This window comes from Azospira restricta (genome assembly GCF_016858125.1).
Taxonomy (GTDB): Bacteria; Pseudomonadota; Gammaproteobacteria; order Burkholderiales; family Rhodocyclaceae; genus Proximibacter; species Proximibacter restrictus.
Genome location: NZ_CP064781.1, coordinates 1,103,774 through 1,128,333, shown reverse-complemented (window position 1 = coordinate 1,128,333; position 24,560 = coordinate 1,103,774). Strand labels below are relative to the sequence as shown.

The 24,560-nt window shown below is 69.9% G+C and carries 30 protein-coding genes; 26 read left to right on the top strand and 4 right to left on the bottom strand.

Annotation, left to right across the window (positions count from 1 at the left end):
• Positions 1-11: 11 nt before the first annotated feature.
• Genes IWH25_RS05490 through IWH25_RS05470 form a run of 5 tightly spaced genes read left to right on the top strand, consistent with a single transcriptional unit; the run spans position 12 to position 3,803 of the window.
• Entirely contained in the window at positions 12-362 is a 351-nt protein-coding gene (locus IWH25_RS05490) for a phage holin family protein (protein ID WP_203388328.1), read from the top strand.
• 17 nt (positions 363-379) lie between these two features.
• Positions 380-1,213 (top strand): methylenetetrahydrofolate reductase [NAD(P)H], encoded by an 834-nt coding sequence (gene metF, locus IWH25_RS05485; protein WP_203388327.1) that lies wholly within the window; start codon positions 380-382, stop codon positions 1,211-1,213.
• Between the two features lie 10 nt (positions 1,214-1,223).
• A complete protein-coding gene (locus IWH25_RS05480; protein WP_203388326.1) occupies positions 1,224-1,589 on the top strand; it encodes a TfoX/Sxy family protein in 366 nt (121 codons plus the stop codon).
• A complete protein-coding gene (locus IWH25_RS05475) occupies positions 1,586-2,719 on the top strand; it encodes a methyltransferase (RefSeq protein WP_203388325.1) in 1,134 nt (377 codons plus the stop codon). The genes IWH25_RS05480 and IWH25_RS05475 overlap by 4 nt, the downstream gene beginning before the upstream one ends.
• A gap of 25 nt (positions 2,720-2,744) precedes the next feature.
• Positions 2,745-3,803 (top strand): RNA methyltransferase, encoded by a 1,059-nt coding sequence (locus tag IWH25_RS05470; RefSeq protein ID WP_203388324.1) that lies wholly within the window; start codon positions 2,745-2,747, stop codon positions 3,801-3,803.
• On the opposite strand, the gene IWH25_RS05465 is transcribed toward IWH25_RS05470, so the two are convergent.
• Positions 3,763-4,689, bottom strand: coding sequence for a DMT family transporter (locus tag IWH25_RS05465; protein WP_203388323.1), 927 nt, complete (start codon positions 4,687-4,689; stop codon positions 3,763-3,765). The two genes, IWH25_RS05470 and IWH25_RS05465, sit on opposite strands and share 41 nt — an antisense overlap.
• Before the next feature lie 155 nt (positions 4,690-4,844).
• On the opposite strand from IWH25_RS05465, the gene IWH25_RS05460 reads away from it, so the two are divergent.
• A complete protein-coding gene (locus IWH25_RS05460) occupies positions 4,845-5,735 on the top strand; it encodes a LysR family transcriptional regulator (protein WP_203388322.1) in 891 nt (296 codons plus the stop codon).
• A gap of 62 nt (positions 5,736-5,797) precedes the next feature.
• Here IWH25_RS05460 and IWH25_RS05455 read toward each other — a convergent pair whose 3' ends face one another.
• Complete coding sequence (locus tag IWH25_RS05455; RefSeq protein ID WP_203388321.1) at positions 5,798-6,220, bottom strand: GlcG/HbpS family heme-binding protein; 423 nt, start codon at positions 6,218-6,220, stop codon at positions 5,798-5,800.
• A gap of 119 nt (positions 6,221-6,339) precedes the next feature.
• Here IWH25_RS05455 and IWH25_RS05450 point away from each other — a divergent pair, with 119 nt between their 5' ends.
• Positions 6,340-7,263: a LysR family transcriptional regulator gene (locus IWH25_RS05450; RefSeq protein WP_203388320.1), complete on the top strand. Its 924-nt coding sequence runs from the start codon at positions 6,340-6,342 to the stop codon at positions 7,261-7,263.
• A 36-nt stretch (positions 7,264-7,299) separates the two neighbouring features.
• Positions 7,300-7,641 carry a zinc ribbon domain-containing protein YjdM gene (locus IWH25_RS05445; RefSeq protein ID WP_203388319.1) on the top strand — a complete coding sequence of 114 codons (342 nt, stop codon included), beginning with the start codon at positions 7,300-7,302 and terminating at the stop codon, positions 7,639-7,641.
• A gap of 12 nt (positions 7,642-7,653) precedes the next feature.
• Here IWH25_RS05445 and IWH25_RS05440 read toward each other — a convergent pair whose 3' ends face one another.
• Positions 7,654-9,177 (bottom strand): helicase HerA-like domain-containing protein, encoded by a 1,524-nt coding sequence (locus tag IWH25_RS05440; protein ID WP_203388318.1) that lies wholly within the window; start codon positions 9,175-9,177, stop codon positions 7,654-7,656.
• 158 nt (positions 9,178-9,335) lie between these two features.
• On the opposite strand from IWH25_RS05440, the gene IWH25_RS05435 reads away from it, so the two are divergent.
• The gene (locus IWH25_RS05435; RefSeq protein WP_203388317.1) at positions 9,336-10,061 is read left to right on the top strand and encodes a YebC/PmpR family DNA-binding transcriptional regulator; all 726 of its coding nucleotides are present in this window, start codon (positions 9,336-9,338) and stop codon (positions 10,059-10,061) included.
• A gap of 60 nt (positions 10,062-10,121) precedes the next feature.
• Positions 10,122-10,976, top strand: a complete 855-nt coding sequence (locus IWH25_RS05430) for a DMT family transporter (RefSeq protein WP_203388316.1) — start codon at positions 10,122-10,124, stop codon at positions 10,974-10,976.
• Positions 10,977-10,981: 5 nt separating this feature from the next.
• On the opposite strand, the gene IWH25_RS05425 is transcribed toward IWH25_RS05430, so the two are convergent.
• Positions 10,982-11,509 (bottom strand): hemerythrin domain-containing protein, encoded by a 528-nt coding sequence (locus IWH25_RS05425; RefSeq protein ID WP_203388315.1) that lies wholly within the window; start codon positions 11,507-11,509, stop codon positions 10,982-10,984.
• A gap of 132 nt (positions 11,510-11,641) precedes the next feature.
• Between IWH25_RS05425 and ruvC the strand changes: the two genes are divergently transcribed.
• The 16 genes from ruvC (at position 11,642) to IWH25_RS05345 (ending at position 24,557) form a co-directional block, all read left to right on the top strand.
• Positions 11,642-12,211 (top strand): crossover junction endodeoxyribonuclease RuvC, encoded by a 570-nt coding sequence (gene ruvC, locus IWH25_RS05420; RefSeq protein WP_203388314.1) that lies wholly within the window; start codon positions 11,642-11,644, stop codon positions 12,209-12,211.
• Entirely contained in the window at positions 12,208-12,789 is a 582-nt protein-coding gene (gene ruvA / locus IWH25_RS05415) for a Holliday junction branch migration protein RuvA (RefSeq protein WP_203388313.1), read from the top strand. The genes ruvC and ruvA overlap by 4 nt, the downstream gene beginning before the upstream one ends.
• 151 nt (positions 12,790-12,940) lie before the next feature.
• The gene (locus tag IWH25_RS05410) at positions 12,941-14,011 is read left to right on the top strand and encodes an AI-2E family transporter (RefSeq protein WP_203388312.1); all 1,071 of its coding nucleotides are present in this window, start codon (positions 12,941-12,943) and stop codon (positions 14,009-14,011) included.
• Positions 14,012-14,020: 9 nt separating this feature from the next.
• On the top strand, positions 14,021-15,073 hold the full coding sequence (ruvB, locus tag IWH25_RS05405; RefSeq protein ID WP_203388311.1) for a Holliday junction branch migration DNA helicase RuvB: 1,053 nt from the start codon (positions 14,021-14,023) through the stop codon (positions 15,071-15,073).
• A 10-nt stretch (positions 15,074-15,083) separates the two neighbouring features.
• A complete protein-coding gene (locus IWH25_RS05400) occupies positions 15,084-15,515 on the top strand; it encodes a hypothetical protein (RefSeq protein WP_203388310.1) in 432 nt (143 codons plus the stop codon).
• A 55-nt stretch (positions 15,516-15,570) separates the two neighbouring features.
• Positions 15,571-16,989, top strand: coding sequence for a sensor histidine kinase (locus tag IWH25_RS05395; protein ID WP_203388309.1), 1,419 nt, complete (start codon positions 15,571-15,573; stop codon positions 16,987-16,989).
• A gap of 148 nt (positions 16,990-17,137) precedes the next feature.
• Entirely contained in the window at positions 17,138-18,460 is a 1,323-nt protein-coding gene (locus tag IWH25_RS05390; protein WP_203388308.1) for a sigma-54-dependent transcriptional regulator, read from the top strand.
• A gap of 79 nt (positions 18,461-18,539) precedes the next feature.
• Positions 18,540-18,977: a tol-pal system-associated acyl-CoA thioesterase gene (gene ybgC / locus IWH25_RS05385; protein WP_203388307.1), complete on the top strand. Its 438-nt coding sequence runs from the start codon at positions 18,540-18,542 to the stop codon at positions 18,975-18,977.
• The gene (tolQ, locus tag IWH25_RS05380; protein WP_203388306.1) at positions 18,974-19,651 is read left to right on the top strand and encodes a protein TolQ; all 678 of its coding nucleotides are present in this window, start codon (positions 18,974-18,976) and stop codon (positions 19,649-19,651) included. Before ybgC ends, tolQ begins: the two co-directional genes overlap by 4 nt.
• A 4-nt stretch (positions 19,652-19,655) precedes the next feature.
• Positions 19,656-20,057 (top strand): ExbD/TolR family protein, encoded by a 402-nt coding sequence (locus IWH25_RS05375; RefSeq protein ID WP_203388305.1) that lies wholly within the window; start codon positions 19,656-19,658, stop codon positions 20,055-20,057.
• Positions 20,054-20,845, top strand: coding sequence for an energy transducer TonB (locus tag IWH25_RS05370; protein ID WP_203388304.1), 792 nt, complete (start codon positions 20,054-20,056; stop codon positions 20,843-20,845). The genes IWH25_RS05375 and IWH25_RS05370 overlap by 4 nt, the downstream gene beginning before the upstream one ends.
• 40 nt (positions 20,846-20,885) lie before the next feature.
• Positions 20,886-22,160, top strand: a complete 1,275-nt coding sequence (gene tolB, locus IWH25_RS05365; RefSeq protein ID WP_203388303.1) for a Tol-Pal system beta propeller repeat protein TolB — start codon at positions 20,886-20,888, stop codon at positions 22,158-22,160.
• Positions 22,161-22,211: 51 nt separating this feature from the next.
• The gene (gene pal, locus IWH25_RS05360) at positions 22,212-22,733 is read left to right on the top strand and encodes a peptidoglycan-associated lipoprotein Pal (RefSeq protein ID WP_203388302.1); all 522 of its coding nucleotides are present in this window, start codon (positions 22,212-22,214) and stop codon (positions 22,731-22,733) included.
• 2 nt (positions 22,734-22,735) lie between these two features.
• Positions 22,736-23,491, top strand: a complete 756-nt coding sequence (gene ybgF, locus IWH25_RS05355) for a tol-pal system protein YbgF (RefSeq protein WP_203388301.1) — start codon at positions 22,736-22,738, stop codon at positions 23,489-23,491.
• Positions 23,488-24,159, top strand: coding sequence for a 7-carboxy-7-deazaguanine synthase QueE (queE, locus tag IWH25_RS05350; RefSeq protein WP_238999010.1), 672 nt, complete (start codon positions 23,488-23,490; stop codon positions 24,157-24,159). The genes ybgF and queE overlap by 4 nt, the downstream gene beginning before the upstream one ends.
• 26 nt (positions 24,160-24,185) lie before the next feature.
• Positions 24,186-24,557 (top strand): PilZ domain-containing protein, encoded by a 372-nt coding sequence (locus IWH25_RS05345; protein WP_203388300.1) that lies wholly within the window; start codon positions 24,186-24,188, stop codon positions 24,555-24,557.
• Positions 24,558-24,560: the final 3 nt, after the last annotated feature.

The following is a 24,560-nucleotide window of genomic DNA, read 5'->3' as shown; positions in this document are numbered from 1 at the left end:
ATAGGTACGCCATGCGCCTGCTCCTGCTCTGGCTGCTGCACGCCGCCGCACTGCTGGCCGTGGCCTACCTGCTGCCCGGCATCCACGTCGATTCGTTCGGATCGGCATTGATCGCGGCCGTCATCCTCGGCCTGGTCAATGCCGTGATCCGGCCGCTCCTCGTGCTGCTGACGCTGCCGGCGACGCTGCTGACGCTGGGTCTCTTCCTGTTCGTCATCAACGGCCTGCTGTTCTGGTTCGTCGGCTCGATCCTCGCCGGCTTCCGCGTCGACGGCTTCGTCGCCGGCGTCGTCGGCGCGATCGCCTACAGCCTCATCAGCTGGGCGCTGACCGCACTGCTCGCCAGCGCCAACAAAAACTGATCCCCACCGGAGTGCCCATGGCCCACGCCAACCTCTCCATCGAATTCTTCCCGCCGCAGACCCCCGAGGGCGTAGACAAGCTGCGCGCGACGCGCGCGAAGCTCGCCGAGCTGAAGCCCGAGTTCTTCTCGGTCACCTACGGCGCCGGCGGCTCGACCCGCGAGCGCACCTTCGCCATCGTCCGCGAGATCGCCGGCGAAGGTCTCTCGGCGGCGCCGCACCTGTCGTGCATCGGTTCGACGCGCGAGAGCATCCGCGCCATCCTCGACGAGTACCGGGCCGCCGACATCCGCCGCATCGTCGCGCTGCGCGGCGACCTGCCGTCGGGCATGGCCGACGCCGGCGAGTTCCGCTACGCCAACGAACTGGTCGAGTTCATCCGCGCCGAGACCGGCGACCACTTCACGATCGAGGTCGCCGCCTATCCCGAATGGCACCCGCAGGCGCGCTCGCCGGAGGACGACCTGGCCGCCTTCGTGAAGAAGGTGCGGGCCGGCGCCGACTCGGCGATCACGCAGTACTTCTACAACGCCGACGCCTACTTCCACTTCGTCGACGCGGTGCGCGCGAAGGGCGTCGACATCCCGATCGTCCCCGGCATCATGCCGATCGCCGGCTTCTCCAAGCTCGCCCGCTTCTCGGATGCCTGCGGCGCCGAGATCCCGCGCTGGATGCGCAAGAAGTTCGAGGGCTTCGGCGACGACGCCGAGTCGATCAAGGCCTTCGGGCTGGACGTCGTCACCGAGCTGTGCGCGAAGCTGCTCAAGGGCGGCGCGCCCGGCCTGCACTTCTACTGCATGAACCAGGCGGCGCTGACCACCGAGATCTGCAAGCGCCTGCAGATCGCCTAGACTGCACGTCATGTCCCGCCAAGGCCAAACGCTGCCCGAACTCGTTGCGCACGCGAACGAGCTGTTCGCGCCGCTCGGCCACATCCGCGCAAAGGCGATGTTCGGCGGCTGGGGCTTCTACTGCGACGAGCTGTTCTTCGCCATCGTCGTCGACGAGACGCTGTACCTGAAGGCGGATGCCGACAGCGCCGAGCGCTTCCGTACCGCCGGCGGCGAGCCCTTCAGCTACGCGCTGCGCGATGGCAGCGTGCAGACGATGAATTACTGGACGGTTCCCGAGGAGGCGCTGGAAACGCCGGCCGGCATGCGGCCGTGGGCGCAGCTGGCGCTCGCCGCCGCGGTGCGTGCGCGCAAGCCGAAGAAGGCGAAGCGATGAGCGAGCTGCCGACCCTGCACTGGGACGAGCACGGCGCGACAGAGTCCGCGCACTGGCGCTCCGAAGCCGGCGTCGCGCCACCGAAACGCGTCGTCATCGCCGACGACCAGACCAAGGCCGACGAGGCGTACAAGCTCGCCTGCGCAGGCACGGCGCTGCTCTGGCGTGGCGACTTCCAGAACGCGCGCCAGCTGCTGCAGGCGCTGGGCCGCCGCGCCGAGAGGAAGCCAAAGAAGGCGGCGAACCTGACCGAGGCCTTCCACCAGCACCGCATGGCGCAGGCGCAGCGCGCGCGTACGCTGGGCCTGCTGCTGGTGCCGCTGCAAGGCGACTACCGCATCCCGCTGCGCCGCGCGCCGGATGTCGTCACCGCCTGCACGGAGGCCTGGGGGGCGCCGGACGGCCAGCCGTCGGTGGTCTCGCTGCGCGAGCTGCAGGGCCTGATCGGCGCGCACGAATGGCGCAAGAAGGGCGTGCCCGTGCCGGCATTGGGAACAACGGCGGGCGACCGCATCCATCCGCACTACGGCGTCTTCTCGCCGGTGCGCGGCGAATACGTCGACCTGGTCGGCGCCGCGCCGCTGCCGTCCACTGAACTCGCCTTCGACATCGGCACCGGCACCGGCGTGCTCGCCGCGCTGCTCGCCCGCCGCGGCCTCCGGCGCGTGGTCGCCACCGACCGCGATCCGCGCGCGCTCGCCTGCGCGCGCGAGAACATCGACCGCCTCGGCCTCGCCGCGCAGGTCGAGATCGTCGACGCCGACCTCTTCCCCGCGGGACGCGCGCCGCTGATCGTCTGCAACCCGCCCTGGCTGCCGGGCAAGATCGCGGCGCCGATCGAGGGCGCCGTCTACGATCCGGACAGCCGCATGCTGAAGGGCTTCCTCGCCGGGCTGAAGGAGCATCTCGCGCCCGGCGGCGAAGGCTGGCTGATCCTCTCCGACCTCGCCGAGCACCTCGGCCTCAGGCAGCGCGGCGAGGTGCTGCGGCTGATCGAGGCCGCCGGCCTGCGCCTGATCCAGCGTCATGACACCCGGCCGACGCACAAGAAGGCCGCCGACCCGAACGACCCGCTGCACCTCGCGCGCGTCGCCGAGAAGACCTCGCTATGGCGGCTCGCGGCCGCCTGAGCGTTCGCCGCCGCACCGTCCCGCGATGCAGATAGCCGCTCTCCGCCAACGCCTGCGCGAGCTCGGCGCCAAGCCGGCGCACGAGGCGCGCGTGCTGCGCGCCTGGCTCGCCGGCCAGCCGCTGACCGCCGGCCCACGCCAGGCCGAGGACGTGCTGCCGCTCGCCGTACGCGACGCGCTGCCGGCGCTCGCCGCCGAGCTCGACGCGCTCGCCCGCGTGCGCTCGCAGCACCCCGGCGCCGACGGCTCGGCGCGGCTGCTGGTCGAGCTCGCCGACCGGCAGATGGTCGAGAGCGTGCTGCTGCTGAAGGACGGCCTGTGCGTGTCGACGCAGGTCGGCTGCGCGGTCGGCTGCCGCTTCTGCATGACCGGCCGCGACGGCCTGCTGCGCCAGCTCGGCAGCGCCGAGATCGTCGCCCAGGTGGTGCTCGCCCGGCGGCAGCGGCCGGTGAAGAAGGTCGTCTTCATGGGCATGGGCGAGCCGGCGCACAACCTCGACAACGTCTTCGCGGCGATCGACCTGCTCGGCCGCGAGGGCGGCATCGGCCACAAGAACCTGGTCTTGTCGACGGTCGGCGACCGGCGCGTGTTCGACAAGCTGGAATCGCTGGCGGCCGGCGACGTCCGCCCGGCGCTGGCGCTCTCCTTGCACACCACCGACCCCGAGCTGCGCGCACAGCTGCTGCCGCGCGCGCCGCAGATCGGCATCGACGAGCTGGTCGAGCGCGCCGAGGCCTGGGCGCGCGCCAGCGGCTACCCGATCCAGTACCAGTGGACGCTGCTCGCCGGCGTGAACGACAACGCCGCCGAAATCGACGGCATCGTCCGCCTGCTCAAGGGCAAGTACGCGGTGATGAACCTGATCCCGTACAACGAGAACGAGGGGCTGGGCTACCGCCGCCCGGACCGCGAGCGCGCCGGCGAGATGCTGCGCACGCTGCACCGCCGCGGCATCCTGACCAAGCTGCGCACCTCCGCTGGCCAGGACGTCGACGGCGGCTGCGGGCAGCTGCGCGCGCGGGCGACGGTGACGCCGGCCGAGATCAAGCGGCAGCGGCGGGCTTCGGCGCCGACTTCCGGCTGACCAGCAGCACGCCGGCCAGCACCAGCCCGGCGCCGGCCAGCTGCGCCGCCGAGATCGGCTCGGCCAAGAGCCACCAGCCGAAGAAGATGGTCAGCACCGGACCGAGCGCGCCGATCAGCACCGCCCGCGCCGAGCCGATGCGGCGGATCGCCGCCGACTGCCAGAGCACCGGCAGCACCGTCGAGAACAGCGCCATCGCCGCGCCGTAGGCATAGACCGGCAGCGGCTGCACCAGCGCCGACAGCGGCTGCGCGATGAAGAAATGCACCTGCGTCGCCGCCGTCGACACCAGCATCGCCAGCGCCGCGAAACGCGCCGAACCGAGGCGGCGGATCGCCGGTTCGGCGCCGGCACTGTACATCGCGTAAGTGAGCGCCGAACCGAAGACGAAGCCGGCGCCGATCAGCACCGTGCGCATGTCGCCGGCGACCTGCAGGTCGTGCGCGAAGGCCAGCGCGATGCCGGCGTAGGACAGCACGAGCGCGCCGACCTGGCGCCGTTCCAGCGCCTGGCCCATGAACAGCACGCCGATCAGCACCGTCAGCGTCGGGTAGGTGAACAGGATCAGCCGTTCGAGGCCGGCCGAGATGTACTGCAGGCCGAGGAAGTCGAGCATGCTCGAGCCGTAGTAGCCGAGGAGGCCGAGCGCGACCAGCATGCCCCAGTCGCGACGGGTCAGCGGCGGCGCCGAGCGGCTGGCGGCAAAGCCGATCCACAGGAAGGCCGGCAGCGCGAAGACCATGCGCAAGGAGAGCAGCGTCACCGCCTCGACCGGCGCCGCGGCGTAGGCGAGCTTGACGAAGATCGCCTTGAACGAGAAGCCGAAGGCGGCGAGCACGGCGAGGGCGATGCCGAGGCGTTCGGCGGACCAGCGTTTCCAGGGCATGGCGAAGGCGGGGCGGGCGGGAATAGTGTGCGAATCCTGCGAAATCATGAAACGCTGAACGTGAGTGCAAGATGGACTCAGGCGCAATATTGACGGGCATCGCAGGCCGCCGACAATTGCTATTATCGCAGCAGTGAATTCGTAAAAAACGAACGATGCGCTACAACCTGACCGATCTCCGCCTCTTCGTCGCCGTCGCCGAGGCGCACAACCTGACCCGCGGCGCCGAGCGCGTACACCTCGCGCCGTCGTCGGCCAGCCACCGCCTGCAGCAGCTCGAAGGCGCGCTCGGCACGCCGCTGTTCGTGCGCCGCGCCCGCGGCGTCGCGCTGACCCGCGCCGGCGAGGCGCTGCTGCGCCATGCGCGGCAGGTGTTCGCTCAGCTCGAACAGATGCACGCCGACCTCGCCCCGTTCGCCGCCGGCGTGCGCGGCCACGTCGTGCTGTGGGCCAACACGCACGCGACGCACAGTTTCCTGCCCGACGACCTCGCCGCCTTTCTGCGCGCCAACCCGCAGGTCGGCGTCACGCTCGAGGAGCACACCAGCCCGGAGATCGTGATGGCGGTGGCCCGCGGCGAGGTCGAGGTCGGCGTCGTCGCCGAGCGCGTCGAAGGGGCCGAGGTCGAGCTGATCCCCTACCGCGCCGACCGCCTGGTGCTGATCGTCCCTGCCGCCCACGCACTGGCGGCAAAAGCGAGCACCCGCTTCGCCGACGTCCTCGACCACCCCTTCGTGATGCTGCACGCCGGCTCGGCGATCCACACCTTCACGATGAACGCCGCCGCCGCGCTCGGCCGCCACCTCGACGTGCGCATCCAGGTCAGGAGCTTCGAGGCGGTCTGCCGCATGGTCGGTGCCGGCGTCGGGCTGGGGCTGGTGCCGAAGAGCGCGGTCAGCACCGGCGGCCTGCGCGAGCCGCCGACGGTGGTCGAGCTCGACGAACCCTGGGCGCAGCGCGACCTGCAGGTCTGCGTGCGCCGACGGACGGCGCTGTCGGGCTTCGCCGCGGCGCTGGTCGACAGCCTCGTGCGACGCCCGGAATAAAAAACCGGATAGCGGCATCGCCGGTATCCGGGAAGGGGGGTACAACGGGGAGATTACGGGCTTCAGGCGGCGCGTCGGGCGGCAGCGGCGTCCAGCGCGGCGGTGCCGGCGCGGGCGACCTGCGCGTCCTCGGCGGCCTTGACGCCGGAAACGCCGACGGCACCGATCACGTTGCCGTTCACGACGATCAGTTCGCCGCCTTCCAGCGGCAGCAGCGGCATCGCCAGCGCGGCGGTGCGGCCGCCATTGACCATGTCCTCGAGCACCTTCGACGGCTTGCGCGCGATCGCGGCGGCCTTCGCCTTGCCCGGCGCCACTTCGCTGCTCATCGGTGGCGCGCCGTCGAGGCGCTGCAGCCACAGCAGGTGGCCGCCATCGTCGCAGACCGCGATGCTGACCGCCCAGCCGTTGCGCTGCGCCTCGGCCTCGGCGGCCGCGGCGACCTTCTTCACGTCATCGAGGGTGAGCATTTCACGCGTCTTCATTCCGGTATCTCCTGAGGTAGGCGGGTGGCTCCCGCAAGCCGATGGCGGCATCTTATGGCGTACCGATTGTGCTGATAAGATCACGGCGACTACTTTTTAAAAATACAAAAAGTATCGCCATGGACAAGCTGAAGCAGATGGAAGCCTTCGTCGACGCGGTCGAATGGGGCAGCTTCGCCAGGGCCGCGCAGGCCCGCGGCATCACACCGGCGATGCTCGGCCGCCACGTCGACGCGCTGGAGAAACGGCTGGGCACGCGCCTCCTGCACCGCGCGACGCGCAAGCTCGTACTGACCGAGGAAGGCGCGCTGTTCCTCGAACACTGCCGCAAGCTCTTCGCCGACCTCGAACTGGCCGAGGAGCTGATGGCCGCCTCGCGCCAGTCGGCGATCGGCGACCTGCGCATCTCGGCACCGGCCGGCTTCGGCCGCCGCCACGTGGCGCCGCACGGCCCGGCCTTCCTCGCCGCCAACCCGAAGGTGCGGCTATCCTTCGACCTCACCGACCGCGTCGTCGAACTCGCGCGCGAGGGCTACGACCTCGGCATCCGCATTGGCGCCGTGCTCGACCCGAACCTGGTGGCGATCCGGCTGGCGCCGAACCGGCGCGTCGTCTGCGCGTCGCCGGCCTACCTCGCGCGCCACGGCGTACCGCGCACGCTGGCCGACCTCGAGCGCCACAACTGCCTCGCCTTCAACCCGCAGGGCGGCCAGCACGGCGGCTGGAGCTTCCAGCAGGACGGCAAGCCGGTGACGCTGCGCGTGCGCGGCAACCCCGACTGCAACGACGGCGAGATGCTGCACCGCTGGGCCTGCGAGGGGCTGGGACTGGCCTGGCGCTCGACCTGGGAGATCCAGGCCGAGCTCGCGCGCGGCGAGCTGGTGACCGTGCTCGACGACTACGCGCTGCCCGACTACGACATTCGCGCCGTCTATCCGCAGCAGCGCCACATCCCGGCCAAGGTGCGCTTCTTCGTCGAGCACCTGCGCCGGATCTACGCCGACCCCGCCTACTGGACGGCCGGGACCGCGCGCGCCGGCTGATATACTGCGCCGCCCCGACGACCCGAGGAGACCGCCATGTCCGCCACCCCGCCCTGCCCGCAATGCACGCTGGGAAACACCTATCCCGACGGCGCCAACTACGTCTGTGCCGATTGCGGCTTCGAGTGGCCGCAAACTGAAGCCGCCGCCGCGGATGACGGTGCGCGCGTCGTCCGCGACGCCAACGGCACCGTGCTGCAGGACGGCGACGCGGTCGTGCTGATCAAGGGCCTGAAGGTGAAGGGCTCGTCGACCGTGCTCAAGCAGGGCACCAAGGTGAAGAGCATCCGCCTCGTCGGCGAGGGCGACCACGAGGTCGACTGCCGCATGGACGGCGGCAGCTTCATGCTCAAGGCCTGCTTCCTGAAGAAGGCCTGATCCGCGCGGCGATCAGCGGCGGCGGCCGCCGCCGCCAAGGATCGAGCCGAGCACACCGCGGATGATCTCGCGGCCGACCTGCGAGCCGATCGCACGGGCGGCGCTCTTCGCCGCCGCTTCGAGGACGCCCTCGCGAGCACGCGCCGGCGAGCGGCCGGCCGGCTTGCCGCCGCCGAAGATGCTGCCGAGGCCGTCGAGCAAGCCACCGCCGGACGGCGCAACGGCTTGCGCAGCTTCCTCGGCCGCGGCCGCCTGCGCCGCCTCGGTACGCTCCTTCAGCTTCTCGTAGGCCGACTCGCGGTCCTCGGCCTTTTCATAGACGCCGTAGACCAGCGAGGCCTTGATCGCCGCCTGTCGCTCGTCGGCCGACAGCGGCCCGATGCGCGAAGCCGGCGGCAGGATGAAGGCGCGCTCGACGACCTGCGGTCGCCCCTTCTCGTCGAGGCAGGAGACCAGCGCCTCGCCGACGCCGAGCTCGGTGATGACCGCCGCCGCGTCGAAGGCCGGGTTGGCGCGCAGCGTCTCGGCGGCCGTCTTCACCGCCTTCTGGTCGCGCGGCGTGAACGCGCGCAGCGCATGCTGGACGCGGTTGCCGAGCTGGCCGAGAACCTTGTCCGGGATGTCGAGCGGGTTCTGCGAGACGAAATAGACGCCGACGCCCTTCGAACGGATCAGCCGCACCACCTGCTCGATCTTCTCGAGCAGCGCCGGCGGCGCCTCGTTGAACAAGAGGTGCGCCTCGTCGAAGAAGAAGACCAGCTTCGGCTTCTCCACGTCGCCGACTTCCGGCAGCTGCTCGAACAGCTCGGCCAGCAGCCAGAGCAGGAAGGTCGAATAGAGGCGCGGGCTGGCCATCAGCCGGTCGGCGGCGAGCACGTTGATGACGCCCTTGCCGTCGACGGTCTGCATCAGGTCATTGATGTCGAGCATCGGCTCGCCGAAGAAGGCCTCGCCGCCCTGCTCGCCGAGCGTCAGCAGCGCGCGCTGGATGGCGCCGATCGAGGCCGCCGAGACGTTGCCGTATTCGGTGGTGAAGGTCTTCGCGTTCTCGCCGACGTGCTGCACCATCGCCCGCAGGTCCTTCAGGTCGAGCAGCAAGAGGCCCTGGTCGTCGGCGATCTTGAACACCAGCTGCAGCACGCCGGCCTGCGTGTCGTTGAGGTTCAGGAGCCGCGCCAGCAGGATCGGCCCCATGTCCGAGATCGTCGCCCGCACCGGGTGGCCGGCCGCGCCATAGACGTCCCAGAACGCCACCGGAAACTTCGCCGGCGCCCAGTCGGCGACGCCGAGCATCTTCAGCCGCTCGGCGAGCTTCGGCGACTCGCTGCCGGCAGCGCCGATGCCGGACAGGTCGCCCTTCACGTCGGCCATGAACACCGGCACGCCGATGGAAGAGAAGCGTTCGGCGAGCACCTGCAGCGTGATCGTCTTGCCGGTGCCGGTGGCGCCGGTGATCAGGCCGTGGCGGTTGGCGAGCGCCGGCAGCAGCGCGAGATCGGTACCGGCGTGGCGGGCGACGACGAGCGGGGGGAGCATGGGGACCTCCGGATCGGGAATGTTCGGGGACGGGCGTTCGATTTCGGCGCAGAGCCTATCACAGCCGGCGCGGCCGATGCGCCGCGCATGCCGGCAGGCAAACCCCGGCGCGGAGGAGTAAAATCCGCGTTTTTCGTTTTCAGCATTAAGGAAGAATCATGGCCGGTCACTCCAAATGGGCCAACATCCAGCACCGCAAGGGACGCCAGGACGAGAAGCGCGGCGCCGCGTTCTCCAAGATCGCCAAGGAAATCACCGTCGCCGCCAAGATGGGCGGCGGCGACCCCGCGTTCAATCCGCGCCTGCGCCTGGCGATCGACAAGGGCAAGGCGGTCAACATGCCCAAGGACAAGATCGACAACGCGATCAAGAAGGGTACTGGCGAGTTGGAAGGCGTCGATTACGTCGAGGTCCGCTACGAGGGCTACGGCATCGGCGGCGCCGCGGTGATGGTCGACTGCCTCACCGACAACAAGACGCGCACCGTCGCCGACGTCCGCCACGCCTTCAACAAGTACGGCGGCAACATGGGCACCGACGGCTGCGTCGCCTTCCAGTTCAAGCACTGCGGCCAGATGCTGTTCGCCCCGGGCACCGACGAGGCGACGCTGATGGACGCGGCGATCGAGGCCGGCGCCGAGGACGTGCTGACCAACGACGACGGCTCGATCGAGGTGATCACCGCCCCCGGCGACTTCCTCGCCGTGAAGGAGGCGCTCGAAGCTGCCGGCTTCACGCCGGAGTTCGGCCAGGTGACGATGAAGGCCGAGAACGAGACCGAACTTTCCGGCGACGACGGCGTCAGGATGCAGAAGCTGCTCGATGCGCTGGAAGCGCTCGACGACGTGCAGGAGGTCTATACCAGCGTCGTCATCGAGGAGTAAATTCTCCCGTTCCCGGAAAAGCGGCGCTCCGGCGCCGCTTTTCTTTTTTGACCGTCCGCCATGCTGCTGAAATTCGCCCCCTTCCTCTTCGTCTTCCTGTGGAGCACCGGCTTCATCGGCGCCAAGTACGGGCTGCCGCACGCCGATGCGCTGTCCTTCCTGCTCGTCCGCTACCTGCTGGTGATCGGGCTGATGGGCGCGCTGGCGCTGGCGACGCGGGCACCGTGGCCGGGCGATGCGCGGCGCTGGTTCCACATCGGCGCCTCCGGCGTGCTGGTGCACGCCTTCTACCTCGGCGGCGTCTTCGTCGCGATCCAGCATGGCCTGCCGGCCGGCATCACCGCGCTGGTGGTCGGCATGCAGCCGCTCCTGACCGCTTTCGGTGCCGGGATGTTCCTCGGCGAGAAGGTGACGCCGCGGCAGTGGGGCGGCCTGGCGCTCGGCCTCGTCGGCGTCTTCCTGGTGCTCTCCGGCCGGATCGCCGCCGATGCGCCGCTCGGCGCGATGCTGGTTCCGGCGCTGGTCGCGCTCTTGGCGATCACCGCCGGCACGCTCTACCAGAAGAAGTTCTGCCCGAGCTTCGACCTCAGGACCGGCTCGGTGATCCAGTTCCTGCCGACGGCGGCGCTGACCGCGCTGGCGATCGCGCTGTTCGGCGAGTTCCGCATCGAGTGGACGCCGCCGTTCGTGTTCGCGCTCGGCTGGCTGGTGCTGGTGCTCTCGCTCGGCGCGATCAGCCTCCTGAATCTGCTGATCCGCTCCGGCAGCGCGGTGAACGTCGCCAGCCTGTTCTACCTGACGCCGCCGACGACGGCGGTGATCGCCTGGGCGCTGTTCGGCGAGACGCTGTCCGGTGTCGCGCTCGCCGGCATGGCGCTGGCGGTCGCCGGCGTCTGGCTGGCAAGGAAGGCCTGAACGGCCTATCCGGCGTAGAGCGGGTAGAGGGTTTCCTCCTCGCGGCGGACGCGCTCGACCAGCACCTTGCCGATGCCGGCCAGTTCCTCGGCGAACGCCGCGGCCCGCTCGGGGTGCGCGGCAAGGTCGCGATACTTGCCGAGGAAGCCGACCACCACCCGGCCGATACCGTCCATCTCGTGGCGGAAGTCGTGGATCAGCGCGTGACTCGCCGCATCGTCGGCCAGCGCGTGCTCGAGGTAGACGTAGAGGCGGATGTTCTCGGTCAGCAGGTGGCTCTGCAGCGCAACGCGGAATTCCTCCAGCCGCGCCGCCGCGGCCGCCACGTCGCCGCGCGCGGCGGCGGCACTGGTTTCGCCGAAGAGCGACAGCAGCAGCTGGTGGTCGGCCGTGAGCTTGCCGATCAGCTCGGGGTGGAAGCGGATGCTGGTTCCCGGCGCCGCACTTTCCTCCCGCACGGCCGCCGCCGGCGCCTCCACCGTGGCGGCAGGCGCCGCATCGCGTTTTCCGAACAGCAGATCGAACAGGAACATGGCCCCTCCCGAATGGTTTTTGTGCAGCGCACCTTAACCCCCACACATTGCAAGGACTTTAATCCGCATCAAATCCGAAAAAGCGCCGCCGGCGACGGGACAGCCCCGCCGCGCCCCCGTAGAATGCCGCCCATGCCTGCCCCCGCCTCCACCCCGACCGCCCCTCTGCGCCTGCTCGGCATCGACCCCGGCCTGCGCATCACCGGCTTCGGCGTCGTCGACGCGCAGGGCAGCAAGCTCGCCTACGTCGCCAGCGGCTGCATCCGCACCGACGAGAAGATGCCGCTGCCGGAACGGCTCGGCGTCATCACGCGCGGCATCGCCGAGATCGTCGCCACCTACGCGCCGGGGCAGGCGGCGATCGAGGAGGTATTCCTCAACAAGAACCCGTGGTCCACGCTGCTGCTCGGCCAGGCGCGCGGCGCCGCGATCGGCGCGCTGGTCGGCAGCGGCCTGCCGGTCGCCGAATACGGCACGATGCAGATCAAGCAGGCGGTGGTCGGCCACGGCCGCGCGACCAAGGAGCAGGTGCAGCACATGGTGCGCCGGCTGCTGTCGCTGCCCGGCGACCCCTCGCCCGACGCCGCCGACGCGCTCGCCTGCGCGATCGCCCATGCCCATGGCGGGCAGGGGCTGGGCGCGCTATCCTCTGCCGGTCGCCGCAAGAGCGGCCGCCTGACCTCACTCGCCAAACTGAAATGATCGGACGCCTGACCGGCACCCTCGCCGCCAAGACCCCCCCGCAGATCCTCGTCGACGTCAATGGCGTCGGCTACGAGGTCGACGTGCCGATGAGCACCTTCTACAACCTGCCCGCCGCCGGCGACAAGGTGGTGCTGCTGACGCACCACGCGGTGCGCGAGGACGGCCACTTCCTCTACGGCTTCGGCAGCGAGGCCGAGCGCTTCGCCTTCCGCCAGCTCTTGAAGATTTCCGGCGTCGGCGCGCGCACCGCGCTCGCGGTGCTTTCCGGCCTGTCGGTCGCCGACCTCGCGCAGGCCGTCGCCGCGCAGGAGGCCGGCCGGCTGACGAAGGTGCCGGGGATCGGCAAGAAGACCGCCGAGCGCCTGCTGCTCGAACTGAAGGGCAAGCTCGCCGAGGCGGTGCCGGCCGCGGCCGCCGCGGCGGCCGCCGGCGACTCGCGCCACGACATCCTGAACGCGCTCTTGGCGCTCGGCTACAACGAGCGCGAGGCGCAGGCGGCGATGAAGGGCCTGCCGGCCGAGGTCGGCACCGCCGACGGCATCCGCCTGGCGCTGAAGGCGCTGTCCAAGGCCTGATAATGAAACTACCCCCACGCTCGAAATTCGCGAAGGGCTTGCCCCCGGGGCAAGCCCGTTCGGTTGGCACGGCGCGGCGCGCCGCGAATGCCCAACCTCACCCCCCCGAGGGGGCGCAGGCCGCCCTTGGGACGGCCCGGCGGGAGGCCTGATGCAACCCCGCCACACGCAATACGCCCAGTTCGCCATCGTCGCCGCGCTGATCGTCGGCTGCATCGCGGTGCTGCTGCCCTTCGTCGGCACGCTGCTGTTCGCGGTCGTCATCGCGGTCACGACTTGGCCGCTCTACACCCGCTTGGTCCTGCTGTTTCGCCAGCGGCATACGCTGGCGGCGCTGGTCATGGCGCTGCTGCTGGTGGTGCTGCTGGCGATCCCGATGAGCCTGCTCTCCGGCAACCTGACCGGCGCCATCGAGATGGTCACGCAGTACCTGCGGCCGCTGATCGAGAACGGCCTGCCGGCCGAGCCGCCGGCCTGGCTCGTCCGCCTGCCGCTGATCGGCGGCGCCATCGAGGAGTACTGGCACACGCTCGCCGCCAGCCGCGAAGAGCTGAACGCGTTGCTGCGGCAGTTCGTCGACCCGGCGCGCAAGCTGGCGCTGACGGCAGTGAAGATCTCGGCACAGGGCCTGCTGCAGCTGCTGCTGGTGATCTTCTTCCTGTTCTTCATCTTCCGCGACGCGCACATCTACGGCAACGCGCTGCTGACCGCCGCCAGGAAGCTCGGCGGCCCGCTCGGCGAGCGCATGCTGAAGCTCGCCCGCGGCACGATCACCGGCGTCATGGTCGGCATCATCGGCACCGCCGCCGCGCAGGCCCTGGTCGGCATGGTCGGCTACCTGATCGCCGGCGTTCCCGGCGTGATGATGCTCACCTTCGCCACCTTCATCTTCGCGATGGTGCCGGTGATCGGCCCGACGCTGATCTGGGGCGGCGCCGCATTCTGGCTCTACGGCCAGGGGCAGACCGGCTGGGCGGTGTTCATGCTGCTCTGGGGCATGCTCGGCATCTCCAGCGTCGACAACTTCATCAAGCCGATCCTGATCTCGCGCACCGCCGCGCAGCCGCTGCTGCTGATCGTCGTCGGCGTCTTCGGCGGCGTGCTGGTGTTCGGCTTCATCGGCATCTTCCTCGGGCCGACGCTCTTGGCGCTCGGCCAGACGCTGATCCGCGAATGGATCGCCGACAAGGCGGCCGACCTCAACTATTCCGAGCCGTCATAGAATCGCCCCATGATCGAAACCGACAAATTCGCCGAGCGCATCGTCACCCCCGCCGCGTCGCCGCAGGAGGACGCGATCGAGCGCGCGCTGCGCCCGAAGCGACTCGCCGACTACGTCGGCCAGGCGAAGATCCGCGAGCAGCTGGAGATCTTCATCCAGGCGGCGAGGAACCGCGGCGAATCGCTCGACCACGTGCTGCTGTTCGGCCCGCCGGGGCTGGGCAAGACGACGCTGGCGCACATCGTCGCCGCCGAGATGGGCGTCAACCTGCGCCAGACCTCGGGGCCGGTGCTCGAACGCGCCGGCGACCTCGCCGCGATCCTGACCAACCTCGAACCGCACGACGTGCTGTTCATCGACGAGATCCACCGCCTGTCGCCGGTGGTCGAGGAAATTCTCTATCCGGCGATGGAGGACTTCCAGATCGACATCATGATCGGCGAAGGCCCGGCGGCGCGCTCGGTGAAGCTCGACCTGCCGCCGTTCACGCTGGTCGGTGCGACCACCCGCGCCGGCATGCTGACCAACCCGCTGCGCGACCGCTTCGGCATCGTCGCCCGCCTCGAGTTCTACAGCGCGGACGAGCTCGCCTGGATCGTCCGCCGCTCGGCGCAGCTCCTCAACGTCGCCGCCGAGGACGCCGGCGCGCTGGAAATCGCCCGCCGCTCGCGCGGCACGCCGCGCATCGCCAACCGCCTGCTGCGCCGCGTGCGCGACTACGCCGAGGTGAAGGGCGGCGGCACGGTCACTGCGGCGATCGCCGACGCCGCGCTGGCGATGCTCGACGTCGACGCCGCCGGCCTCGACCTGATGGACCGCAAGCTGCTCTCGGCAGTGATCGACAAGTTCGGCGGCGGCCCGGTCGGCGTCGACAACCTCGCCGCGGCGATCGGCGAGGCGCGCGACACGATCGAGGACGTGCTCGAACCCTTCCTGATCCAGCAGGGCTACCTGCAGCGCACGCCGCGTGGGCGCGTCGCGACGCCGTCGATCTACCGCCACCTCGGCCTCGACAGCCCGGGCCGCGACGGCGCGCAGAACGCGCTGTGGGACGAGCGCTGAGCTTCCGGCAATGAGCGAGCTGTTCGCCGGCTATCTGTGGATCCTGCACAGCGAGGATGCGCTGCTGCTCGGGCTGATCATCTTCTCGTCGGGGATCGGCATCGGTGCCGCGGTGATCCAGGTCAACTCGATCCTCACCCGCCAGGCGAACGACGCCGCCACCTCGGTGGTCACCTGGATGCTGCTGTTCGCCTTCTCGCTGAGCGCGATCTACTACCTGTGGCACGCCTCGGTGAACGCCATCCTGCCGCTGCTGATCGGCACGCTGGCCTTGAGTTCGGTGGCCGGCCTGGCCGTCTCGCTGAACGCGCGGCGGCGGCTGGCGGAAGTCGCCGCTGCCCGCCGCCGGCCGAGCGATGAACGCCTGCTGCAGGATTACCAGGTGCTGCGCACCGCCAGCGAGCTGCGCCGGCGCCTGCGGCTGGCCCGCCAGCAGCGCTGACCCGGCGCGCGCCGTTGTTGCATTTCGCAACTTCGGCGTGAAACAATAGCGCCCCATGCCCAAACTGCAATCCCTGCACGCCAAGATCCTGTTCGGCTACAGCCTGGTCGGGCTGCTCTTCGTCGCGCTGGTGATCAGCTCGCTGCTCGACTTCCGCCGGCTGGAAACCAAGATCAACGAACAGCAGCACGTCGCCGACCTGCACGACGAGGTGCGCTACTCGCGGCGGATGGAGAAGAACTACCTGCTCTACCGCAAGAACAGCGACCTCGCCGAGTCGATCGAACGCGCCAACAATGCGCTGGCGCTGATCAAGCAGCTGCCGCCGCAGCTCTCCGACACCGAGATCCAGGCCAGCGCCAGCGAAACGCTGGAGCGCTACCGCGAACTGCTGATCGAGATGGCCAACGCCGACCGCCACGGCCGCGTCTCGGAGACGGTCACCGACGAGTTGCTGATCACCGGCTCGCGCATGCTGTCGCTCGGCGAGAAGCTCGACGCCGAGGCGCGCCAGCTGCTCGACGACGCCGTCGCCGCGCACCACCGCAACCTGCAATGGACGATCCTCGCCGCGATCGCGCTCGCCGTCGCCGCCGGCGTGCTGGTCACGCGCAGCGTCGTGCAGCCGCTGCGCACGATCGAGACCAGCCTGACCCGCGTCGCCGCCGGCGAGGCCGGCCGCCTCGACCACACCTCGGAGGACCGCGAGGTCGGCTCGCTGACCGACGCCATCAACCGCACGTTGACCGAACTCGACGAGCGGCAGAAGGCGATCACCCGCTCGTCCCGGCTGGTCGCGCTCGGCACCATGCTCTCCGGCGTCGCCCACGAGCTGAACAACCCGCTGTCCAACATCTCGACCTCGTGCCAGATCCTGCTCGAGGAGATCGACGACCTGCCCGCGGACATCCGCCACGACCTGCTGGCGCAGATCGACGGCGAGGTCCTGCGCGCCCAGCGCATCGTCGGCACGCTGCTCGACTTCGCCCGCGAGCGGCAGTACGAGCGCGTCGAGACGCCGGTGCGCACGCTGGTCGACGAGGTGCTGCAGCTGACCCGCAATCTGACGCCGACCGACGCGACGATCGCCATCGACATCCCCGACGGTCTCTCCATCGACGTCGACCGCCAGCGCTTCCAGCAGGTATTGATCAACCTGCTGCAGAACGCCGCCGGCGTCATCGGCGCCGGCGGGCTGATCCGCATCGCGGCGCGGCGCGAGACGCGTGCCGACGGCGCCGGCACGCTGATCACGGTCGAGGACAACGGCCCCGGCATCGCGCCGGAGAACCTGCCGCGCATCTTCGACCCCTTCTTCTCGACCAAGCCGGTAGGCAAGGGCACCGGCCTCGGCCTCTTCATCGTGCACGAGATCGTCGGCCAGCACGGCGGCAGCGTTTCCGTCGATTCGGACGCGGGCCGCGGCTGCCGCTTCAGCGTGCACATCCCGGACCGCAAGAAAACGGAGAAATGATGTACCCCCACGCTCAATGTTCGCGAAGGGCTTGCCGCGACGGCCAGCCCGTTCGGTCGGCACGGCGCGGTGCGCCGCGAATTCCCGACCTCACCCCCCCAAGGGAGGCGCATGCCGCCCTCGGGGCGCCCCTTCAGGAGGCACAGCCATGAACAAAGGACGCATCCTGGTCGTCGACGACGAGGAAATCGCCCGCCGCAACCTGTCGCACGTGCTGGAGCGCGAGGGCTACCAGGTCGATTGCGCGGCGGACGGCGCCGCCGCGCTGGCGCTACTGGCCGAGGCCCGCTACCAGCTGGTGCTGACCGACCTGCGCATGCCCGGCATCGACGGCCTCGAGCTGCTGCGGCAGACCAAGAGCCGCTGGCCGGAGACCGAGGTGGTGATGATCACCGCGCACGCCAACGCCAGCTCGGCGGTCGAGGCGATGACCAACGGCGCCTTCTACTACGTCGAGAAGCCGTTCCGCCTGCCCGACGTCCGCAAGATCGTCGGCGAGGCGACGCAGAAGGCGGCGCTGAAGCGCGAGAACGCGTCGCTGAAGGCGGCGCTCGACCAGGCGACGACGGCGCCGCGCATCATCTCCAGCAACCCGGACATGCTCGCCGTGCTCGGCACCGCCGACGGCGTCGCCGCCACCGACTGCGGCGTGCTGATCGTCGGCGAGCGGGGCACCGGCCGCGAGGCACTGGCCCGCCATCTGCACGAGAAGAGCGGCCGCCGCGGCGCCTTCGTCGCCGTCAGCTGCGGCACGCTCGGCGAGGATGCGCTCGCCGCCGAGCTGTTCGGCCAGGACGGCACGCCCGGAGCGGTCGAGGCCGCCGCCGCCGGCACGCTGTTCCTTGACGAAGTGGCGGCGGTGCCGGCGGCGCTGCAGCCGCGCCTCTTGCGCCTGGTGCAGGACGGCGAGTTCGTGCGCCAGGGCGAGAGCCAGGCGCGCCCGGCGGACGTCCGCACGGTCGCCGCCAGCACCCAGGACCTTGCCGCGCTGGCCGAGGAAAGCGCCTTCCGCCAGGACCTCTTCTTCCGCCTGGCGGTGGTCACGCTCAACCTGCCGCCGCTCCGCAAGCGGCGCGGCGACATCCCGCAGCTGGCCATGCACTTCCTCACCCGCGCCGCGCAGCGCATGGGCAAGCCGGTTTCCGAGATCGCGCCGGAAGCCTTCGACCGCCTGCTCGCCTATGGCTTCCCGGGCAACCTGCGCGAACTGGAAAGTATCATCGAGCGCGGCGTCGCGCTCGCCGGCGGCCAGGCATTGACCGCCGACCTGCTGCCGGAGGCGCTCGGCAACCCGGCCGCCCCCGCTGCCGGCGAGGCGCCGGCGATCAAGACGCTGGAGGAACTGGAGCGCGAGCACATCCTCAAGGCGCTCGAGCACACCGGCGGCAACCGCGCGCTCGCGGCGCAGCTGCTGGGCATCGACCGCGTCTCGCTGTGGCGCAAGCTGCGCCGCTACAACGAGGAAGCCTGAGCGATTTCCGCAGCAGCGAACTTGCTTAAATAACAAACTGTTACAAACGAACACTCACCCAGTAAGTTAAAATTCGCCGATGAAGCACGAACAGAAGCCGAACGCCTTCACGATTCCGGTCCGCATCTACTACGCGGAAACCGACGCCGGCGGCGTCGTGTACCACTCGAAATACCTCGATCTCTTCGAGCGCTGCCGCACCGAATGGCTGCGCCAGCTCGGGCACAACCAGCAGAACCTGATCGACGAGCACAATCTCGTCTTCGTCGTGCGCAACATCAACATCGACTACCTGCGCCCCGGCCGCCTCGACGACCTGCTGCAGATCGGGCTCGAGGTCGACAAGCTCGGCCGCAGCCAGATCGTCTTCCGCCAGCACGCCCGACGCCAGGAAGCCGACGGCAGCTGGACCGAGCTCGCCACCGCCACGGTGCAGATCGTCTGCGTCGATTTCGCCAAATTCAAGTCCGCCCCGATTCCCGACTGGCTGCGCGCCCAGCTGGAGACCCTGCAATGAACGTCACGCAAGACCTGTCGATCCTGCACCTGATCCTCAACGCCAGCGCCGTCGTCCAGGCGGTGATGGCGCTGCTCGCCGGCGTCTCCTTCATGAGCTGGTACTACATCTTCCGCAAGTACTACGCGGTGAAGCTGCAGCGCCGCAAGGCCGAGCAGTTCGAGCGCGACTTCTGGTCCGGCGGCGATCTCAACTCGCTGTTCAACAGCGCGGTGAACGACCGCCACCACGCCGGCAGCATGGAACGCATCTTCGAGGCCGGCTTCCGCGAATTCACCAAGCTGCGCGGGCAGAAGAACCTGGAGGCGAAGGACATCGTCGACGGTTCGCGGCGCGCGATGCGCGCCACCTACCAGCGCGAGCTCGACGAACTCGAGGCGCACCTCGCCTTCCTCGCCTCGGTCGGCTCGGTGTCGCCGTACATCGGCCTGTTCGGCACGGTGTGGGGGATCATGCACGCCTTCCGCGCGCTCGCCAACGTCGGCCAGGCGACGCTCGCCTCGGTCGCCCCGGGCATCGCCGAGGCGCTGGTCGCCACCGCCATCGGCCTGTTCGCGGCGATCCCGGCGGTGCTCGCCTACAACCGCTTCTCGCACGACATCGACCGCCTCGCCACCCGCTTCGAGTCCTTCCAGGAGGAGTTCTCGAACATCCTGCAGCGGCAGATGAGATAAGGCCATGCGCCCGCGCCGCCTGAAAAACGAGATCAACGTCGTCCCCTACATCGACGTCATGCTGGTGCTGCTGGTCATCTTCATGGTGGCGGCGCCGATGATGACGACCGGCTCGGTGGACCTGCCGTCCACGGGCAAGAGCTCGCAGGTGCCGAGCAACCCGACGCGCGTGCTGGTCAAGGCCGACGGCGGCATCGCGGTCAAGGACGCGAAGGGCAACGACCACGGCGTCGACCGCGCCGGGCTGGCCAGCTACCTGCGCGCCGAGCAGGCGAAGAACCCGGAACTGGCAGTGCTCGTCGCCGGCGACCGCAACGCGAAGTACGAGGCCGTGCTCGACGTGCTCGACGGCATCAAGCAGCTCGACATCAAGCGCGTCGGGCTGGAGACCGTACGCAAGCAATGATCCTCCCCTACCCCCAGGACGACGGCGAAAAGTGGAAGTCGCTGGCGCTCGCCGCCGGCGTCCACCTGGCGCTCGTCGTCGCGCTGTTCGTCGGCGTGCAGTGGAAGAGCCGGACGCCGGCCGCGGTCGAGGTCGAGCTGTGGGACAACGTTCCCGCCGCGCGCCCGGCGCCGCCTCCGCCAGCGGAGGAAAAGCCGGAGCCGAAGCCCGAGCCGAAACCGGAACCTAGGGTCGAGCCCAAGCCCGAACCGAAGCCGGAGCCGAAGCCCGAGATCGCGGTGAAGGAGGAGAAAAAGAAGAAGCCGCCGGAGCCGCCGAAGAAGGAAGAGCCGAAGAAGGTCGAACCGAAGAAGCCGGAACCGCCGCGCCCCTCGTTCGACGAGGAGCTGAAGCGCGAGCAGAAGCAGCTCGAGCAGCAGAAGCGCATGCAGCAGCAGGCCGCGCGCGCGGAAGCCGAGACGCGGGCGCTGGCCGAGGCGCGCGCCGAGCAGGCGGCCGCCGCGAAGAGCCGCGGGCTGGCCGACTACGCCGGCAAGATCCGCGGCAAGATCCGCGGCAACATCGTGCTGCCGCCGGCGATCCAGGGCAACCCGGAAGCGCTGTTCGAGGTCACGCAGCTGCCGTCGGGCGAGGTCATCGCGGTGCGCATGAAGCGCTCGAGCGGCAACCCCAACCTCGACGCCGCGATCGAGCGCGCGATCCTCAAGTCCTCGCCGCTGCCCAAACCCGACCAGCCGGAGCTTTTCCAGCGTGTGCTGGAGATCCGCTACCGGCCGTTCGACGAGTAAGTACCGGTATAATCACGCCTTTCCCGGAGAAACACCCGCGATGATCCGTCCTTTCCGCCAGCTTGCCGTCGCATGCGCGGCGGCCTTCAGCCTTGCCGCACAGGCCCAGCTCTCGATCGAGGTCACCGGCGCCGGCGCCAACCGCATCCCGGTGACCATCGCCGACTTCGGCGGCGAGGCCGGCGTCTCGCGCGCGCTGACCTCGGTGATCCGCGGCGACCTCGAGCGCTCGGGGATGTTCAAGCTGGTCGAGCAGGCGCAGTCGCCGCTGACCGAAGCGAGTACGATCGACTTCGCCGCCGCCCGCGGCCGCGGCGCCGACGCGGTCGCCGCCGGCAGCATCGGCGGCACCGCCGATGGCCGCTACGAATCGCGCTTCCGGCTGTTCGACACCAACAAGCAGGCGCAGCTCGCCGGCGCCGCCTTCGTCACCGGCGCGCCGCAGCTGCGCGCCGCCGGCCACCGCATCGCCGACGTGATCTACGAGAAGCTGACCGGCGAGCCCGGCGTCTTCTCGACGCGCATCGCCTACGTGGTGAAGGCCGGCCCCGGCCGCTTCGAGCTGCAGATCGCCGACGCCGACGGCCAGAACGCGCAGGCGGCGCTGATCTCGAAGGAGCCGATCATCTCGCCGGCCTGGTCGCCGGACGGCGGCCGGCTGGCCTACGTCTCGTTCGAGAACAAGAAGCCGGTGATCTACGTCCATTCGCTGGCCACCGGCAAGCGCGTCGTCGTCGCCAACTTCAAGGGCTCCAACTCGGCGCCGGCGTGGTCGCCGGACGGCCGCAAGCTGGCCGTGGTGCTGACCAAGGACGGCGGCTCGCAACTGTTCACGGTCAATGCCGACGGCTCCGGCGTGCAGCGCCTGACCTCGTCCGGCGCGATCGACACCGAGCCGCAGTTCTCGCGCGACGGCCAGCATGTCTATTTCACCTCGGACCGCGGCGGCAGCCCGCAGATCTACCGCGTCGCGGCCGGCGGCGGCGAGGTCCAGCGCGTCACCTTCGAGGGCAGCTACAACGTCACCCCGCGCCTGTCGCCCGACGGCCGCTCGATGGCCTTCATCACGCGCGGCAACGGCGGCTTCCGCCTCGCGGTGATGGACCTCGCCAGCCGCCAGGTGCAGGTGCTCACCGACTCGCACAAGGACGAGTCGCCGAGCTTCGCGCCGAACGGCCGGATGATCCTGATCGCCACCGAGATCGGCGGCCGCGGCGTGCTCTCCGCGGTCTCCGTCGACGGCCGCATCAAGCAGCGCCTGTCGATCGCCGCCGGCGACGTGCGCGAGCCGGCCTGGGGTCCGTACCAGAAATAGTTTCCCCCTTCGTTTTCAACCATTCCGCATATTTGCGCAGGAGAAGTACCGATGAAAAAGCTGATTATCCCCGCCCTGCTCGCCGTGCTCATCGCCGGCTGCAGCTCCACCCCCGATACCGGCGCCGAACAGAGCGGCGCCCCGGTCGAAGGCCGTGACGGCGTCAAGACCGTGACCGCCGGCGGCGTCAGCGGCGTCCAGCTGCCGCCCGAGCTGACCGATCCGAAGAGCATCCTGTCGAAGCGCAGCGTCTACTTCGACTACGACAAGTTCGAGATCAAGCCCGAGCACAAGGACCTGGTCGCCGCCCATGCCAAGTTCCTGGTCAACAACCGCCAGTTCAAGATGCTGATCCAGGGCAACACCGACGAGCGCGGCAGCCGCGAGTACAACCTCGCCCTCGGCCAGAAGCGCGCCGACGCGGTGAAGAAGGCGCTGGTCCTGCTCGGCGCCCGCGAAGACCAGGTCGAGTCGGTCAGCCTCGGCGAAGAGAAGCCGTCCTGCGTCGACCAGAGCGAAGCCTGCTGGGCGAAGAACCGCCGCGGCGACATGCTCTACTCCGGCGAGTTCTGATCGTGAGGTCGCCGCGCCGCATCGTCCTCGCCGTCGCGGCCGCCGGCGTCCTCGCCGGCGCCGCGGCGCCGGCCTGGGCGCTGTTCGACGACGACGAGGCGCGGCGGCAGATCGCCGAGCTGCGCACGCGCAGCAACGAGCGCTTCGACACGCAGAGCAAGGCCCAGCTCGACCTCGCCAACCAGATCGAGGCGCTGAAGGGCGAGGTCGCGCGCCTGCGCGGCCAGGTCGAGACGCTGACCTACGAGCTCGACACCGCGAAGAAGCGCCAGCAGGACTTCTACATCGACCTCGACGGCCGCCTGCGCAAGTTCGAGACCAGCGCCGCCGCCCCGGCCGCCGCCGACGAGGCCGCCCCGCCGCCGGCGGCGAAGAAGGCCGACCCGGCCGAAGAGGCCCGCGCCTACGAGGCCGCGCTGAACCTGTTCAAGGCCGGCAAGTACAAGGAGTCGGCCGCTGCCTTCGACGCCTTCGTCAAGGATCACCCGGACAGCGACCTGGCGCCGTCGGCGCAGTACTGGCTGGGCAATTCGCATTACGGACTGCGCGACTGCAAGAAGGCGATCGACGCGCAGAAGGTCGTCGTCGCGCGCTGGGGCAGCCACGCCAAGGCCGCCGACGCGATGCTCAACATGTCGACCTGCCAGCAGGAGCTCGGCGACGCCAAGACGGCGAAGCAGACGCTGGAGATGCTGGTCGCCAAGTACCCCGGCTCGCCGGCCGCCGCCACCGCCAGCCAGCGCCTGAAGAAGAAGTGAAGCTCCCGGCCGTCACCGCGCTGACGCCGCCGAGCGTGCGCGTCAGCGAGATCTTCTTTTCGCTGCAGGGGGAAAGCTCGCGCGTCGGGCTACCGACGGTGTTCATCCGCCTCACCGGCTGCCCGCTGCGCTGCGCCTGGTGCGACACCGAATACGCATTCACCGGCGGCGAGACGCGGACGATCGCCGAGGTCGTCGCCGAGGCGGGCCGCCAGGGCACGCGCACCGTCTGCGTCACCGGCGGCGAGCCGCTGGCACAGAAGAACTGCCTGCCGCTACTCGCCGCGCTGTGCGACGCCGGCTTCGACGTCTCGCTGGAAACCTCCGGCGCGCTGGATATCGGCGGTGTCGATGCGCGCGTCTCGCGCATCATGGACCTCAAGGCCCCGGGCTCGGGCGAGGCCGACAAGAACCGCTGGGACAACCTGCCGCTCCTGACCGCGCACGACGAGGTGAAGATCGTCGTCGCCGACCGCGCCGACTACGAATGGGCGCGCGGCATCATCGCCGAGCACCGCCTCGCCGACCGCTGCCCGGTGCTGCTGTCGCCGGTGCAGGGGAAGCTCGCGCCGGGCGAGCTCGCCGACTGGATCCTCGCCGACCGGCTGCCGGTGCGCTTCCAGCTGCAGCTGCACAAGGTGCTTTGGGGTAACATGCGCGGCAAGTAGTCCTTCCCGCGAAGGAGCGCGCCGCCATGACCGCCAGCAACCGCCGCCAGTTTTCCCGCATCGCCTTCCACGCCCCCGGGCAGCTCGTCTGCGGCGGCGGCCAGGACGAGGTCGCCGTCGTCGACCTGTCGCTGCGCGGTGCGCTGCTGCGGCACAAGGGCAGCGGCCCGCAGCCCGGCATCGGCGACAACTGCGTGCTGCACGTGCGCCTCGGCCAGCTCGACGCGCTGATCCGCATGCAGGGCACCGTCGCCCACCTCGACGGTCCCTTCCTCGGGCTGGCCTGCCACAGCATCGACCTCGACAGCGCGACCCACCTGCGCCGGCTGGTCGAGCTCAACCTCGGCGACACCGCGCTGCTCGAACGCGAGCTGGCGGCACTGGTCGGCGAGGACTAGGAA

Coding starts and splice junctions, on each gene's coding strand:
- IWH25_RS05490 (WP_203388328.1), top strand. CDS start 12: ATGCGCCTGCTCCTGCTCTGGCTGCTGCACGCCGCCGCACTGCTGGCC.
- metF (WP_203388327.1), top strand. CDS start 380: ATGGCCCACGCCAACCTCTCCATCGAATTCTTCCCGCCGCAGACCCCC.
- IWH25_RS05480 (WP_203388326.1), top strand. CDS start 1,224: ATGTCCCGCCAAGGCCAAACGCTGCCCGAACTCGTTGCGCACGCGAAC.
- IWH25_RS05475 (WP_203388325.1), top strand. CDS start 1,586: ATGAGCGAGCTGCCGACCCTGCACTGGGACGAGCACGGCGCGACAGAG.
- IWH25_RS05470 (WP_203388324.1), top strand. CDS start 2,745: ATGCAGATAGCCGCTCTCCGCCAACGCCTGCGCGAGCTCGGCGCCAAG.
- IWH25_RS05465 (WP_203388323.1), bottom strand. CDS start 4,689: ATGCCCTGGAAACGCTGGTCCGCCGAACGCCTCGGCATCGCCCTCGCC.
- IWH25_RS05460 (WP_203388322.1), top strand. CDS start 4,845: ATGCGCTACAACCTGACCGATCTCCGCCTCTTCGTCGCCGTCGCCGAG.
- IWH25_RS05455 (WP_203388321.1), bottom strand. CDS start 6,220: ATGAAGACGCGTGAAATGCTCACCCTCGATGACGTGAAGAAGGTCGCC.
- IWH25_RS05450 (WP_203388320.1), top strand. CDS start 6,340: ATGGACAAGCTGAAGCAGATGGAAGCCTTCGTCGACGCGGTCGAATGG.
- IWH25_RS05445 (WP_203388319.1), top strand. CDS start 7,300: ATGTCCGCCACCCCGCCCTGCCCGCAATGCACGCTGGGAAACACCTAT.
- IWH25_RS05440 (WP_203388318.1), bottom strand. CDS start 9,177: ATGCTCCCCCCGCTCGTCGTCGCCCGCCACGCCGGTACCGATCTCGCG.
- IWH25_RS05435 (WP_203388317.1), top strand. CDS start 9,336: ATGGCCGGTCACTCCAAATGGGCCAACATCCAGCACCGCAAGGGACGC.
- IWH25_RS05430 (WP_203388316.1), top strand. CDS start 10,122: ATGCTGCTGAAATTCGCCCCCTTCCTCTTCGTCTTCCTGTGGAGCACC.
- IWH25_RS05425 (WP_203388315.1), bottom strand. CDS start 11,509: ATGTTCCTGTTCGATCTGCTGTTCGGAAAACGCGATGCGGCGCCTGCC.
- ruvC (WP_203388314.1), top strand. CDS start 11,642: ATGCCTGCCCCCGCCTCCACCCCGACCGCCCCTCTGCGCCTGCTCGGC.
- ruvA (WP_203388313.1), top strand. CDS start 12,208: ATGATCGGACGCCTGACCGGCACCCTCGCCGCCAAGACCCCCCCGCAG.
- IWH25_RS05410 (WP_203388312.1), top strand. CDS start 12,941: ATGCAACCCCGCCACACGCAATACGCCCAGTTCGCCATCGTCGCCGCG.
- ruvB (WP_203388311.1), top strand. CDS start 14,021: ATGATCGAAACCGACAAATTCGCCGAGCGCATCGTCACCCCCGCCGCG.
- IWH25_RS05400 (WP_203388310.1), top strand. CDS start 15,084: ATGAGCGAGCTGTTCGCCGGCTATCTGTGGATCCTGCACAGCGAGGAT.
- IWH25_RS05395 (WP_203388309.1), top strand. CDS start 15,571: ATGCCCAAACTGCAATCCCTGCACGCCAAGATCCTGTTCGGCTACAGC.
- IWH25_RS05390 (WP_203388308.1), top strand. CDS start 17,138: ATGAACAAAGGACGCATCCTGGTCGTCGACGACGAGGAAATCGCCCGC.
- ybgC (WP_203388307.1), top strand. CDS start 18,540: ATGAAGCACGAACAGAAGCCGAACGCCTTCACGATTCCGGTCCGCATC.
- tolQ (WP_203388306.1), top strand. CDS start 18,974: ATGAACGTCACGCAAGACCTGTCGATCCTGCACCTGATCCTCAACGCC.
- IWH25_RS05375 (WP_203388305.1), top strand. CDS start 19,656: ATGCGCCCGCGCCGCCTGAAAAACGAGATCAACGTCGTCCCCTACATC.
- IWH25_RS05370 (WP_203388304.1), top strand. CDS start 20,054: ATGATCCTCCCCTACCCCCAGGACGACGGCGAAAAGTGGAAGTCGCTG.
- tolB (WP_203388303.1), top strand. CDS start 20,886: ATGATCCGTCCTTTCCGCCAGCTTGCCGTCGCATGCGCGGCGGCCTTC.
- pal (WP_203388302.1), top strand. CDS start 22,212: ATGAAAAAGCTGATTATCCCCGCCCTGCTCGCCGTGCTCATCGCCGGC.
- IWH25_RS05345 (WP_203388300.1), top strand. CDS start 24,186: ATGACCGCCAGCAACCGCCGCCAGTTTTCCCGCATCGCCTTCCACGCC.